13 protein-coding genes and 1 pseudogene are annotated in these 13,079 nt (G+C 55.9%); 11 read left to right on the top strand and 3 right to left on the bottom strand.

All coding sequences use genetic code 11. The features are described from left to right. Positions 1-77 precede the first annotated feature (77 nt). From IB237_RS16520 to IB237_RS16485, 8 genes are all read left to right on the top strand, one after another. Entirely contained in the window at positions 78-521 is a 444-nt protein-coding gene (locus IB237_RS16520; protein WP_192489773.1) for a DoxX family protein, read from the top strand. After that, positions 518-2,116 carry an MFS transporter gene (locus IB237_RS16515; RefSeq protein ID WP_192489772.1) on the top strand — a complete coding sequence of 533 codons (1,599 nt, stop codon included), beginning with the start codon at positions 518-520 and terminating at the stop codon, positions 2,114-2,116. Before IB237_RS16520 ends, IB237_RS16515 begins: the two co-directional genes overlap by 4 nt. Positions 2,117-2,222: 106 nt before the next feature. Beyond that, positions 2,223-2,618, top strand: coding sequence for a DUF1622 domain-containing protein (locus IB237_RS16510; protein WP_192489771.1), 396 nt, complete (start codon positions 2,223-2,225; stop codon positions 2,616-2,618). 62 nt (positions 2,619-2,680) lie between these two features. Beyond that, on the top strand, positions 2,681-2,878 hold the full coding sequence (locus IB237_RS16505) for a hypothetical protein (RefSeq protein ID WP_192489770.1): 198 nt from the start codon (positions 2,681-2,683) through the stop codon (positions 2,876-2,878). Positions 2,879-3,224: 346 nt separating this feature from the next. Continuing rightward, complete coding sequence (locus tag IB237_RS16500; RefSeq protein ID WP_192489769.1) at positions 3,225-4,070, top strand: hypothetical protein; 846 nt, start codon at positions 3,225-3,227, stop codon at positions 4,068-4,070. A 29-nt stretch (positions 4,071-4,099) separates the two neighbouring features. Beyond that, positions 4,100-4,357 carry an acyl carrier protein gene (locus IB237_RS16495; protein ID WP_192489768.1) on the top strand — a complete coding sequence of 86 codons (258 nt, stop codon included), beginning with the start codon at positions 4,100-4,102 and terminating at the stop codon, positions 4,355-4,357. After that, complete coding sequence (locus tag IB237_RS16490) at positions 4,357-5,874, top strand: AMP-binding protein (protein WP_192489925.1); 1,518 nt, start codon at positions 4,357-4,359, stop codon at positions 5,872-5,874. Before IB237_RS16495 ends, IB237_RS16490 begins: the two co-directional genes overlap by 1 nt. Further along, positions 5,871-7,148 carry a type III PLP-dependent enzyme gene (locus tag IB237_RS16485; protein WP_192489767.1) on the top strand — a complete coding sequence of 426 codons (1,278 nt, stop codon included), beginning with the start codon at positions 5,871-5,873 and terminating at the stop codon, positions 7,146-7,148. Before IB237_RS16490 ends, IB237_RS16485 begins: the two co-directional genes overlap by 4 nt. A 74-nt stretch (positions 7,149-7,222) precedes the next feature. Here IB237_RS16485 and IB237_RS16480 read toward each other — a convergent pair whose 3' ends face one another. The 3 genes from IB237_RS16480 to IB237_RS16470 are packed head-to-tail and all read right to left on the bottom strand — an operon-like array spanning position 7,223 to position 10,689. Next, a complete protein-coding gene (locus IB237_RS16480; RefSeq protein WP_192489766.1) occupies positions 7,223-8,914 on the bottom strand; it encodes a flotillin family protein in 1,692 nt (563 codons plus the stop codon). 6 nt (positions 8,915-8,920) lie between these two features. Beyond that, entirely contained in the window at positions 8,921-9,580 is a 660-nt protein-coding gene (locus IB237_RS16475; protein ID WP_192489765.1) for an OB-fold-containig protein, read from the bottom strand. Beyond that, positions 9,580-10,689: a PspA/IM30 family protein gene (locus tag IB237_RS16470; protein ID WP_192489764.1), complete on the bottom strand. Its 1,110-nt coding sequence runs from the start codon at positions 10,687-10,689 to the stop codon at positions 9,580-9,582. The genes IB237_RS16475 and IB237_RS16470 overlap by 1 nt, the downstream gene beginning before the upstream one ends. A gap of 423 nt (positions 10,690-11,112) precedes the next feature. Here IB237_RS16470 and IB237_RS26565 point away from each other — a divergent pair. The 3 genes and pseudogenes from IB237_RS26565 to IB237_RS16460 form a co-directional block, all read left to right on the top strand. After that, positions 11,113-11,469, top strand: a pseudogene (locus IB237_RS26565) (ABC transporter ATP-binding protein); the annotation flags it as partial. Positions 11,470-11,559: 90 nt separating this feature from the next. Continuing rightward, positions 11,560-12,117, top strand: a complete 558-nt coding sequence (locus tag IB237_RS26560) for a TOBE domain-containing protein (RefSeq protein WP_371815345.1) — start codon at positions 11,560-11,562, stop codon at positions 12,115-12,117. Further along, entirely contained in the window at positions 12,111-13,070 is a 960-nt protein-coding gene (locus IB237_RS16460) for an ABC transporter substrate-binding protein (RefSeq protein ID WP_192489762.1), read from the top strand. Before IB237_RS26560 ends, IB237_RS16460 begins: the two co-directional genes overlap by 7 nt. Positions 13,071-13,079 lie beyond the last annotated feature (9 nt).

Below are 13,079 nucleotides of genomic sequence, written 5' to 3'. Positions count from 1 at the left end.
TGGCGAATTTCGAGATCATTATCGCTCCATCAAAGGAACACAGCGCCGCAACGCGGTGACAACAGCTGGAGCAAGCCATGAACCTTCTTTCCTCCTCTTCACTCCGGCCGCAGGGACGTCTTGTCGACGTGATAACTGCTCCGGCTACACGAACGGTGGCACTGCTTGCCCTTTGTGCCGCTTATATTCAGGGACCTCTGACCAAGATTTTCGACTTCTCCGGCGCGATTGCCGAGATGGAGCATTTCGGTCTTCATCCTGCATCGGCCTTTGCAGTTGCCGTCATTATTTTTGAACTGGTGGCATCTGCCATGGTGGTGTCCGGTCGCCTTCGTTGGGCTGGCGCATTGGCGCTGTCAGGCTTCACACTTCTTGCAACAGCCATTGCCCTGCGTTTCTGGGAAATGGCGCCCGGCATGGATCGCATGATGGCGACCAATGCCTTCTTTGAACATCTCGGCCTTGCTGGCGCATTCGTGATCGTTGCGGCGCTGGATCTGACAAAGGGAGAAGGCAAATGAGCAGCACAAAATCCTCCGGCGGCAGCTTTGCCCCACTCGCGCAACCGGTTTTCGCGGTTCTCTGGGCTGCCACGGTTCTTGGCAATACCGGCAGCTTCATGCGCGATGTCGCCAGCTCCTGGCTGATGACTGATCTCTCGGCATCTCCTGCTGCTGTCGCCATGGTGCAGGCGGCAGGTACTCTGCCGATCTTTCTTCTCGCCATTCCTGCCGGTGTGCTCACCGACATTCTGGATCGCCGCAAGTTTCTAATCGCCATTCAGCTTTTGCTCGCTTCTGTCAGTCTCAGCCTGATGGTTCTGGCGCAGACCGGGATGTTGTCGGTCAGTGCTTTGATCGGTCTGACATTCCTTGGTGGTATCGGTGCCGCGTTAATGGGGCCGACATGGCAAGCCATCGTACCGGAGCTGGTAAAGCGCGAGGATGTCAAAAGCGCCGTTGCCCTCAACTCGCTCGGCATCAATATCGCTCGTTCGATTGGTCCGGCTGCCGGCGGCCTGCTTCTGGCAGGGTTTGGAGCCGGGATAACGTACGGAGCCGACGTTGCGAGTTACATATTCGTGATCGCCGCACTGGTCTGGTGGCCGCGTGCGAAGAATGCCAACGACGCCCTGCAGGAGAACTTCTTCGGCGCGTTCCGGGCTGGTCTTCGTTACACACGGGCAAGCCGTCCACTGCATATCGTTCTGGCGCGTGCTGCTATCTTCTTTGCTTTTGCCAGTGCGGTCTGGGCTTTGCTTCCGCTGGTTGCCCGTCAGTTGCTGGGTGGCGACGCAAGCTTCTACGGTATCCTGCTGGGTGCAGTTGGTGCCGGTGCGATCGGTGGTGCCTTGGTTATGCCAAAACTGCGTGACCGCTTAAGTGCCGATGGATTACTGCTCGGCGCGGCTATCATTACGGCAATTGTCATGGCTGTGCTGTCACTCGCCCCACCGAAGTTTGTCGCGATTATCGTTCTGCTGTTCCTTGGTGCTGCATGGATCACTGCCTTGACGACGCTGAACGGTGCTGCACAGTCAGTGTTGCCAAACTGGGTTCGTGGTCGTGGTCTTGCCGTTTACCTGACCGTGTTTAACGGTGCAATGACGGCGGGTAGCCTTGGATGGGGTGCGGTTGGTTCGGCTGTTGGTATTCAAGCCACCTTGTTGATTGGCGCAGCCGGATTGCTGATTGTCGGGTTGATCATGCACCGCCTGAAACTGCCTGCTGGCGATGCTGACATGGTGCCTTCGAACCACTGGCCAGAACCACTCGTTGCAGAACCTGTTGCTCATGACCGTGGCCCTGTTCTGATCCTGATCGAATATCATGTTGAAAAGCAGCACCGCCGGGCTTTCCTCAAGGCACTCGACACGCTGTCCCAGGAACGCCGCCGCGATGGTGCCTATGGCTGGGGTGTAACGGAAGACTCTGCCGATCCGGAGAAGATGGTCGAATGGTTCATGGTTGAATCCTGGGCTGAACACCTGCGCCAACATAAGCGGGTTTCCCAGGCCGATGCCGACCTGCAGAGCAAGGTGCTGGCCTACCACACAGGACCGGAAAAACCCGTGGTCAGGCACTTCCTGACGATCAACCGGCCCGGCCAAGCCTGATTATGATCGATAATGATGAGAGGGGCGCTGCGCGCCCCTCTTTCAGTAAGTGACGCTTCTGGCGCAGGGCCAAATCCCCATCTCTTTTCAAAAAAGGATTATGAAAATGGACATTGGTAGTGAGGCCGACGGCCTGACAAGTCTGATTGCGCCGATCCTCAAGCCGCTTGCACTGGGCCTGGAATTTTTCGGGGTTGGTGTGATTTTGGTTGGCGTTGCGGTTGCAACGGGCATCTATCTTCGTGACCTGACATCGGCGGCCAAACAGGATGCCTATGATCGTTACCGCGCCAATCTGGGGCGCGGTATCCTGCTGGGTCTCGAAATTCTGATCGGTGCCGACATCATTGCAACGATTATATCGCCGTTGACCTTCGAAAGTGTCGGTCTTCTTGGGCTGATCGTGCTCATTCGTACATTCCTGAGCTTTTCGCTTGAAGCCGAAATTGACGGCCATTGGCCATGGTCGCGATATTCACAGCGTGGTGCGGAAGGTCGGTGATCTCGACAAACTGCGCCCTCGCATTGTAGGGCGTATCCGTCAAAGGGTGGTTGGAACCATCCATGGTGGCAATCGTCGGTCGGCCGACGGATGGCATGTTCGATGTCGATGGTTCAAAAATGACGGCAGTGATGTTGTTCAGTGCCATGCACGGAGCCGTAGACGAGGCGGTCGCAGATCCCGCAAAAAAGGACCGCGACAGGCTTTTCAAATCAGTAAAAAATCTCTGTCTGCGTGCGGTTGTGGCAAACCGGGAATAATGCGCAACTCTATTTTTTTCTCGGTAGATATTGTTAACAGTAGAAATCATTTTCTACTTTCCGGAATGTCTGAGATATTCTAGTCAAACGCGTAAAAGCTCAGCAGAATTCACCTTTTTGTGAAGTTACCTCCGCCGATTGAAAGAGGGCGGTAATGATTTTGCTGTATCAGGATATTCAAACTCAACCTAGAGGGCGCAAATCCCTCGAAAATGAGATATGTGAATAAATCGGTGGTTGTCGTGTTCTGGGTTTGAAACCCGAGATATGATTGCCGACTGACAGGCAAAAAACGCAGATGCTGGTATCGGGGGAAAGGTTGTGACCGTCCTTAGTCGGGGAGAAAATGCTTAGGATCGTGTCCATCGATGAGCAAAGGCTGACGACAGCCGCTGACTTGCTTGCAAAAGGCTTTCCCGAAAGGGATGCAGGCTTTTGGGCTCGCGGTGTCTCCCGCCTGCATGCCTATGCCCGAGACCATGATTTCGCATCGGTCGGCAGCATACTGCTTGCCAAAGACGAGCCGGTTGGCGTGTTGCTGAAAATACCCGGCTATCATATGACGACGGGCCAAAAACTTCTCAATCTTTCAAGCTGGTATGTCGACGCCAGGTATCGCTGGTTTGCGCCACGCATGCTGCAGGAAGCGATGGCGGACGACACGTTTGTTTACACGGACTTTTCTCCGTCTGAAAATGCTATCAAGCTTAACCAGCAACTGGGTTTTCGGACCTTTGCCTCCAGAAACCTGTTGTTTGCGCTGCCGTTTACTGCGCTGTTTGGCCGGAATGCTGGCACAGTTCTTCCGATTGATCAGGTTCCCGAAGGGGGGCTATCGGCGCGCCAGGTGGACGGCATCAACCTGCATATGAAACTCGGCTGTATGGCGCTGGCAATCAAGCTGCACGACACCTGTCATCCGGTTATTCTCGATGTGATTTCCAAACGCAGGATACCGATGGCAAGGGTGCTTTATGCAACCAGTGCCCAGACTGTCGTTGATAATCTGCGTCCGCTTTCACGCTTCCTTCTCAAGCGCGGCGTTCCGCTCTTGAGCATGGTTACTCCAGCAGATGTTCAGGTTAGACACGCCATCAATCCGTGGCCGGCGCATGCCTACCAGATAAAAGGCGTGTGGCAGGACGACGTTATTAACGAGATGTTTTCGGAGCGCGTGTTTCTCAACGCCTGACGACAAGCGATCAATTTAGGAGAGTACAAATGTTAAGTGAGAGGAAGGCCGACCAGGACGTTTCAGAGGCGGTCTTCGGTTATCTGGAAGGTCGCTTCCCCAATCTGGTCCCGTTGAGCGCAACAACGCCGTTGCTGGAAGGCGCCATAGATTCTCTCGGCTTTCTGGAGCTGATCATGTTCCTGTCGGAACGTTTCGGCATATCGATCGATGACGAGAATTTTGACTTTATGGAGTTGGCGACACCTGCCGGCATTACAGCTTTCGTGGAGCGAATGACCCGGTGATTTCGCAGCCTGTACTTCTGCACGACCTTCTTGCGCCTCACATTTCTAGTGACAAGATTGCGATCATCAATGGTGATCGCCGCATCACTTACCGGGAGATGGGCGATCTGGTTGCCAGATACGCTGGCGCGCTCGTCGCGGAAGGTCTGGAACGGAGAGACAGGGTTGCAATCTTTTTGCCTCGCGGCATCGAGGAAAGCGTCGCTATATTCGCGGTCAGCCGGGCATCAGGTGTGTTCGTCCCTGTGAACCCGTTGCTGCGCGGTCAGCAGATTTCCCATATCGTCAGCGATTGCGGTGCTCGCTTTGTGATCACCAGCAAAGTGTCAGGCGATATGATCGCTGAATGTCTGGCTGATATTGACGATGTTACCGTCTTGTTTGTTGAAGATATTTGCGAAGCCAACCCTCTGACGGTGCCGTCGCACAATATTGGCGAAGATCTCGCCGCCATCCTGTATACATCTGGCTCCACCGGCAAACCCAAAGGCGTGATGCTGTCGCATCGCAATTTGCTGGCCGGGACCCGTATTGTTCGCACCTATCTCGGCATCACTGGCGAAGATCGCATCCTGTCGATTCTACCATTCAGCTTCGATTACGGTCTCAACCAGCTGCTGACATCGGTGGAACAGGCTGCCACCATCGTTATTCTCACCTTCCGATTTGGTGACGACATCACCCGTGCGCTGCGTGATCACCAGATCACTGGATTGGCGGGTGTGCCGACCGTATGGGCGATCCTGACCAAAACGTCGCCGCTGCTTTCGAAGACGGAACTTCCGCATTTGCGTTATATCACCAATTCCGGCGGCTCGGTGCCAACCAGCACGGTTACAGCACTTCGCAAGCTGCTGCCGCAAACACAAGTTTTCCTGATGTACGGTTTGACGGAAGCCTTCCGCTCGACCTTTCTGCCGCCAGAGGAACTTGACCGCCGTCCGACGTCGATTGGCAAGGCTATCCCAGAGTGTGAGGTCTTCATCGTAACACCATCGGGACAGCGGGCTGCACCGGGTGAGCCGGGCATTCTTGTCCATCGTGGCCCAACCGTGTCACTTGGTTATTGGAACAGGCCCGAGGACACGGCGAAGGTTCTAAAACCACATCCGTTCCACGATGCCGAGATCGGCGGCGAGATTGTCTGTTATTCCGGCGATCTGGCGGTGCAGGATGATGAGGGCTTTTTCAGCTTCATTGGCCGCAATGACGCAATGATCAAGTCATCGGGCTACCGTATCAGTCCCTCTGAGGTGGAGGAGGCTGTGATGGCAACCGGTCATTTCAGGCAGGTCGCGGTTATTGGACTGCCGGATGAACTGGCCGGGCAGAAGGTTCATGCGCTAGCAGTTGCGGGAGGCGATGATGTCGATGTGACCACCGTCCTGCGGTCTGTGGCTGCGAGCCTTGCGTCCTACATGGTGCCTCGAGTGATTGAGGTTGTTGATGAGCTGCCGGTCACGCCCAATGGCAAGATTGATTACCAGAGGCTGGTGAAAGAGCGGGTGGCGTCGTGAGTGAAACCGAGCGCCCCAAACCGTCGCATGGCTATGATCTTGCTGCGTCCCTTTTCCAGACAGACGGCCCTGATCTGCTGGCTGGCGGCGTGCCGGTTCGTGAGATAACAGCAAAAACTGCAACTCCTGCCTATATTTATGATGCAGCTCTCATGCGCCGGACCTACCGACAGCTAGCGGCCGCATTGGAGGGATTTGCCACGATCCATTATTCGGTGAAGGCCAACCCCCATCCGCAGGTTATCAAGGTTTTTGTTGAAGAGGGCGCTGGCGTCGAGATTGCGTCGGTCGGCGAATATCGTGCTGCGCTGGCGGCAGGTGTTGCGCCGGAAAAAATTCTGTTTGCTGGCCCTGGCAAACGTGTTCGGGAGCTGGAAGAGGTCCTAGTCGGCGGTATCGGCGAAATTCACATTGAGAGTTTTGAAGAGATCGAGCGCCTTAATGTGATCGGTAAGCCGGTGCGGTGTTCTCTCCGGATCAACCCGGTGCCGACCGTGCAGGCCGGTGCCATGCGTATGGGTGGCAAGCCGACAGCATTCGGATTTGACGAGGAAAATCTACAAGCTGCTTTGGATGCCGTGTCCAACGTTGAGAATATCGACCTGGTCGGTGTGCATGTTTATGGCGGCACGCAAATTCTGGACGAAGCAGCACTTCTGGAACAATGGCGTCATGCGATTGGCATTGCGTCACGGATTGCTGCGCAGCTGGGCAAACCGCTTGAAACGGTCGATCTCGGCGGCGGGCTCGGCATTCCCTATCACGTCGGCGATAAGTCCCTTGATCTTAATGTCATCGCTGCTGCGGTTCCGTCGCTGATTGCGTTGATGAAGGATGATCCACTCCTGTCATCCGCCAAGGCAATTGTAGAGCCGGGCCGTTTCCTTGTTGGACCTGCGGGCGTTTACGTTGCCGAAGTCAACTCGGTGAAACACTCGCGCGGTACTTGTTTTGTGGTGACTGACGGTGGCATGCACCACCATCTGGCGGCATCGGGGAATCTGGGGCAGGTTATCAAACGCAGTTACCCCGTGGTGGCGCCAGCCCGCATGAATGAAACAAATTGGGCACCGGTGACGATCGCCGGCCCACTTTGCACGCCACTCGATATTCTAGCGCGCGATATCCAGATGCCGAACCTGAAGGCCGGTGACATCGTCGCCGTCCTGCAATCAGGCGCCTATGGCATCACGGCAAGCCCAATCAACTTCCTATCGCATGACCGTCCTACCGAGGTCATTGTAGAGGATGGGCAGCTTCGGGTGCTTGCTTAGCGTTAGACGATAAAAATGATAATGCGCGGCTTCCCGTGAAAGCCGCGCATTGTTTTCTGGTCTAAGAGTTGTTGTCAGGCGTCGTCGCTCTTGTCGAGTTTTTTGGTTGCTGCACCTTTCGAAGCGCCAGCAAGGCTGCCGGCAAGCAGTGCCTGGGTTGGGTCTTCACCCTTGAAACCAGCCTGAGACAGGATTTCATCAAGGATCGGCTTCTGCGCAGTGAAGCTGAGTAACTGGCCCGAGAGATCATTCATGGCACTGCCACCCTCGCCGCCCTTGCCGCCAAGCGCACCGGCCAGATTACCGGCGCTGAAAATGCGGATGTCGGAAATCTTCTCGATTGGCTTCATGGCTTCTGCCAGTGCCTCTGGGATGATTTCGATGCGCGCGCGGGCAAGTTCGTACTCGATGATATCACCGGACAGGGCGTTACGGGCGTCGTTACGGGCACGTTCGGCCTGGGCTTCAGCGTCGCCGAGTGCGATCACACCTTCTGCGCGGATCTTGGCGGCCTGAGCCTCAGCCTCTGCTGCGATCTTTGCTGCGGCAGCCAGGTTTTCCGCTGCGGCACGTTCCGCTTCTGCCTTGACCGTGATGGCTGTTGCATCCCGTTCTGCGGCCTTGCGGGCATCGATAACTGCAATGCGCTTGGCGCGTTCAGCAATTTCCACTTCACGCGCGGTCACGACCTGTTCTTCGGCGGTAATAGCGGCAGCCTTGGCTTCATCGGCCTTGGCACGAGCTGCCTGTTCTTCCTCTACCTTTTCGGCAACGGCAATCGCCGCTTCGATGCGGGCCGTTTCGGTAATCTTGCGGGCTTCGGCTTCACGTTCTGCAATGCCGCGTTCAGCTTCGATACGTGCTGTTTCACGGGCCTGACGGGCCTGTGCGTCACGTTCCGCGATACCGCGTTCAGTATCCAGCTTGGCGGTTTCTTCGCTGAGGCGGGCAGCCTGTTCGATCTTCGCGGCTTCGGCGCGTGTTTCCGCCGTCTTATTGGCGATGTCGCGTTCCTGGTTCAATTCTGCGTCACGCTGTTCGCGCTCAATGGTCAATCTGCGCAGAGAGGCTTCACGGTCTTTGGTGGCGATTTCAACCTCATTGTCACGGACAATCTGGTTGCGCTCGCGCTTACGCTCTTCGGTGATCTTGGTCAGCGCCGTCAAACCTTCGGCGTCGAAGGTGTTGTTCGGGTTGAAGTGTTTGATGTCGGTCTGGTCGAGACGCGTCAGCGATACGGATTCAAGTTCCAGACCGTTCGACTGCAGGTCATGGGCAACGGCGGCCTGCACCGATTTGACGAATTCGGCACGCTGTTCCTGCAGGTCGCGCAGCGACATGGTGGCTGCAACGGAGCGCAGACCGTCAACGAACTTGGCTTCGACCAGTGCTTTCAGCGCATCGGCATCATTGGTACGGTCACCGAGGGTCTGGGCGGCAAGCGCAATGTTTTCCGCATCCGGCTTCACGCGGACGTAAAATTCGGCGGTGATATCGGCACGCATACGGTCCTTGGTGATCAGAGATTCATGTTCCGATCTCTTCACCTCAAGGCGCAATGTGCTCAGCGATACCCAGGAATACGAGTGGAAGATTGGCAGGATGATAGAACCACCGTCCAACACGACTTTTTTGCCGCCAAGACCGGTTCGGACATAGGCTTTGTCGCGTGTCGAACGGGTGTAGAGCGATGTCATGATAATGCCGATGACGACAATCGCGGCAATAATTACCCCTGCAATAAGGCTTAGAGAAAAGAAATCCATCGTGTGTTAACCCCCATTTTGCCCATTGTTGGACAAGTTAAGTTCCGCCGGTGCCGGGATGGCTTCAAAAAGCCCCTCGGAACCGTCGACAATTAAAATGTGCTCACCGGTTGCAATGGTGTATCCCACTGCCGCTTTGGCGCGCAAGGAGTGGATGTTATCGTATCGGTCCTTGACCCTGACTGTGCCAGGATTTCCCTGATCGAGCGGACCGAGGGTGACTGTTCCGACCAGTCCAATGAAGTCAGACTGGTGCAGCACACTTGTTTCATCACGCGGGATGATCTTGGCCAGGCCACGACTGGCCCAGCGGGTTACTGGAATGGCTGCTGCCAGTGCTCCGGTTATCGCCGCATAATCCGGCATTGGGCCAATAATGGTCGCCGACGATATTGCCTGTATGACGAAGCCGGCCACCGCAAAAGCCGCCAGAAGAATGACGGCGAGCACCAGGACAGGCACCCCGCCGGCATTGAGCCAGGACATCCAGCTGCCAAGCAGGCCGGAATGCGACTCTCCGGGTGTGTGAGGGCTAAAACCATCATCAAGAAGCGAGGAGACGGATGCGCCGAGCAACATTGAAACAAGTTCCACAATGCCAAGCCCGGCAATGACCAGCAATGCCAGCCAGAATGCGGCGGTACCTGGTTGGACGATTGTTCCCATTAGCGTTGCCCTTCACGGAATGCCTTGAGACGCGCATCAATGGCGTTTTGTCGCTGTAAGCGGCCAAGCTCTTCAATTTCGGCGGCGCCGTTCGTGGGTTTTGCTGGCGTGCCAGTAACCCGCTCTATGGCATCCAGTGCGTCTGCAAGGCGCTGGTCATTGCGCTGCGATGGTGTCGAATCCACGTGTGCTGCAGTTTTGGCTGCTTTCTGTGCGTCTTCAACCCGTTTATGGGCGTCTGCCTTGGCTGAGGCGATACTGCGCAATGTGGCCTCTGCTTCGGTGATCTCGGCAGCATTTTCCATGATGGCTCTGCCAAGTGCTTCGCGCTGGGCCTCCAGATCGATCTGCAGGCCGGTTGCGGCACGCGCCAGATCTTCGCGATTATTTTCCAACCCGACCTTTATCTTTTCATCGAGGTCCTGAATTTCGTCATCCAGATCCTTGGCCTTGGCCTTCAACCGATGACCGGCTGCAACCGCGACGCCCAGTGCTGCACGGGCTTCCTCGGCGATTTTCCCAATTTCGCGGACGGCCTGCTGAGCAACGGCAACCGGATTGTTTGACTCAGCTGTGTCTACGGCGTTGTTGACAACACCAGCGATGACGCGCCCGAGCCGGGCAAGAATGCCTTCATTGTTCATGGAAGTCTCCTTGTTCGGTTGAAAGCCGGACCTTATTCCGGCGTGGATGGTCACTGTGTTTTCCTCAAACATGAGGCGTGCTTCAGTAAAGTCAGTCCAGCCCTCCTGATAACCCCGCACCGCGTAAGGCACGACGATACGGCCGTTGATCGTGGCGATGCTGACCGTGTCTGGTCCTTTGACGGAAAACAGTTTGGCATCGAGAGGAATGCTCTGGACGGGTTGCTCAGGGTCGTGATGGCTGTGGTCGCGCAAAGCCAGTGTCGCCATGCGTGAGGGCAGGCCGGTCCGGGCGCGGATGTTTTCATAGGCTGCGGTGTGCAGCGCAACCAGATTTGCGCCTTCTGTCTGGTCGAGAATACTCATCGCATCCCGGTACGCAGACAGGGTCTCCCGCAGGGAAGACAGATCCTGCTTTGTCGGTCCGAGCACCAGAATGATGCGAGAAAGAAGCCTTGTGATCATGCTTAAACATATAAAGCACTTCATTTGTGCTTTCAATGCATGCGTAAAAATATTTCTTGCTATGGTTGCGTGTGCTTGCGGAGCTTACACGCAGCTTCTTCGTGATGCCATGCGACGTCTCAATTACGCGTGCTTGGCAGCCTCTGGGTGAAGTGCCTGTATCGGATTACATCGCTCGCCAACCCAGATGATCGGCTGAGGGAGAATTGACCTTGAAAAGAAAACCGCTGGATTTTGGTCTGTGACAGAGTTTGTCACATATCTGTTATGTCGTCAGAATAGTGAGATCGCATCTTAATCAACCCCTGCGATCATATGACATTCACCTCCGAGGCAGCCCAGGCTGCGGTTTCTACTGCTGGCCTGAGTTTCCAGTATTCCCAGACGGCAATCCTCAAGGACATCGACCTTTCACTGATCCGTGGTCGCACTTTGGCGCTTCTGGGGCCTTCCGGCTGCGGCAAGACAACATTGTTGCGACTGATTGCAGGTCTGTTGCAGCCGACAGCTGGTTCTGTGTCGATTGCGGGCAAGGTCGTGGCTGATGCGGGCAATTCGATTTTCGCACCGCCTGAAAAACGCAATCTCGGCATGGTGTTTCAGGATTATGCACTGTGGCCGCATTTGACCGTGGGAGGCAATGTATCCTTCCCGCTGGAAATGCGCGGCATTGGCAAGAGTGAACGACACCAGCGCACTATTCGCGCCCTTGAGCGTGTCGGTCTGGCTGCTTTCGCGGATCGACGCCCAAGCGACCTTTCCGGTGGCCAGCAGCAGCGCGTGGCAATTGCCCGCGCCATTGTGGCCGAACCGCAGTTGATCCTGTTCGACGAGCCTCTGTCCAATCTTGATCGCGAACTGCGCGAAAACATGGTTGGTGAACTGGCAGAACTGATTGCCTCGCTGCAACTGACTGCCGTTTATGTCACGCATGATCATGCCGAAGCGCTGACGCTGGCCGATGAAGTTGCGGTTATGCGCAGCGGCCATATCGAGCAGCTGGCCTCGCCGGATTCCCTGATCGGCAGCCCGGCAACGCCTGAAGTCGCGGACTTCCTCAGACTTGGCGGTCTGGCCGATATTGAATGGAAGAACGGCAACTGGTTCCTGGCTGGCAGCACCTATCAAATTGCCGACATGCAAAACCCATCCCGTAACCGCGCTCGTATCCTCATTCCGACACGTGCCGTGTCGGCCGACGAAGGTCGCGCCAGTTTCCAGGGCGTGGTGCTGCGTTCGCAGTTCCGTGGTGATGGCCATCTGGCGGTTGTCTCGCCGCCCGGCCTGCCGTCCGTCGAGCTTCAGCTTCTCAGCCAGGTCCGTTTCAGACCGGGCGAAACAATTCCGATTTCCGTCGATGTCGATCAGATCCACTGGTTCGGTGCCGATGACCAGATCACTCAAAAGGAGAGAGTTGCAACATGTTGAAATCCCTCAAGCACACCGCTTTTGGCGTATTGGCTGCCATGCTGATGGCCGGTACTGCCCATGCCGATATCACCGTCTACACCGCTGGCCCGCAAAACCTCATCGACAAGATGGCTGCCGGATTTACCGCGCAGTCCGGTATCAAGGTCAATGTCTTCCAGGCAACAACCGGCAAGGTCATGGCCCGTATTGAGGCAGAAGCTGCAAACCCTGTCGTTGACATCGTCATTTCCGCGTCCTGGGATACGGCAACCGACTTCGCAAAGCGTGGCTGGCTGGTGTCCTACACAAGCCCTAACGCTGAAAAGGTTCCTGATTTCCTGAAGTCCGACACCGCTGTTGCACAGGGCGTTTCTGCTCTCGGTATCGCATGGAACACCAAGAGCGGCACACCGAAGCCTGCAGAGTGGGCTGACCTGGCAAAGCCAGAGTTCAAGGACCTTGTGAACATTCCAGATCCTGCCCAGTCTGGTTCTGCTTTCGAACTGACCGGCGTTCTTGGCGCTCATGACGACTTCAAGGTCTTCAAGGACCTGCAGGCAAATGGCGCGATCATTGCCGGTGCCAATGCTGAAGCGCTTAACCCTGTTTTGCAGGGTGCAAAGGCAGCTGTTTTTGGCGCTGTTGACTACATCACCTATGGCAATAAGGCCAAGGGCGAAAGCATCGACGTTATCTTCCCTGCTTCCGGCACGGTTATCGCACCGCGTCCTGCCATGATCCTGAACTTGTCCAAGAACCAGGATGAGGCCAAGAAGTTCATCGACTACATGCTGTCGGACGAAGGTCAGAAGATGGTTGCTGCAACCTACCTGATGCCAGCACGTACCGACATCCCGGCTGACCGTCCGCTGATCAGCGACCTGAAGCTGCTCGACTACGATGCGTCGGCCATCTACGGCAAGCGCGAAGAGACCCTGAAGAAGGTTTCCGATATCTTCGGAACAAACTGAGTATAAAAG

Source organism: Agrobacterium sp. AGB01 (genome assembly GCF_014851585.1).
In the GTDB taxonomy this organism is placed as follows: Bacteria; Pseudomonadota; Alphaproteobacteria; order Rhizobiales; family Rhizobiaceae; genus Agrobacterium.
Note: the sequence above shows the minus strand (reverse complement) of the source record. Positions and strands in the feature narration are given on the sequence as shown.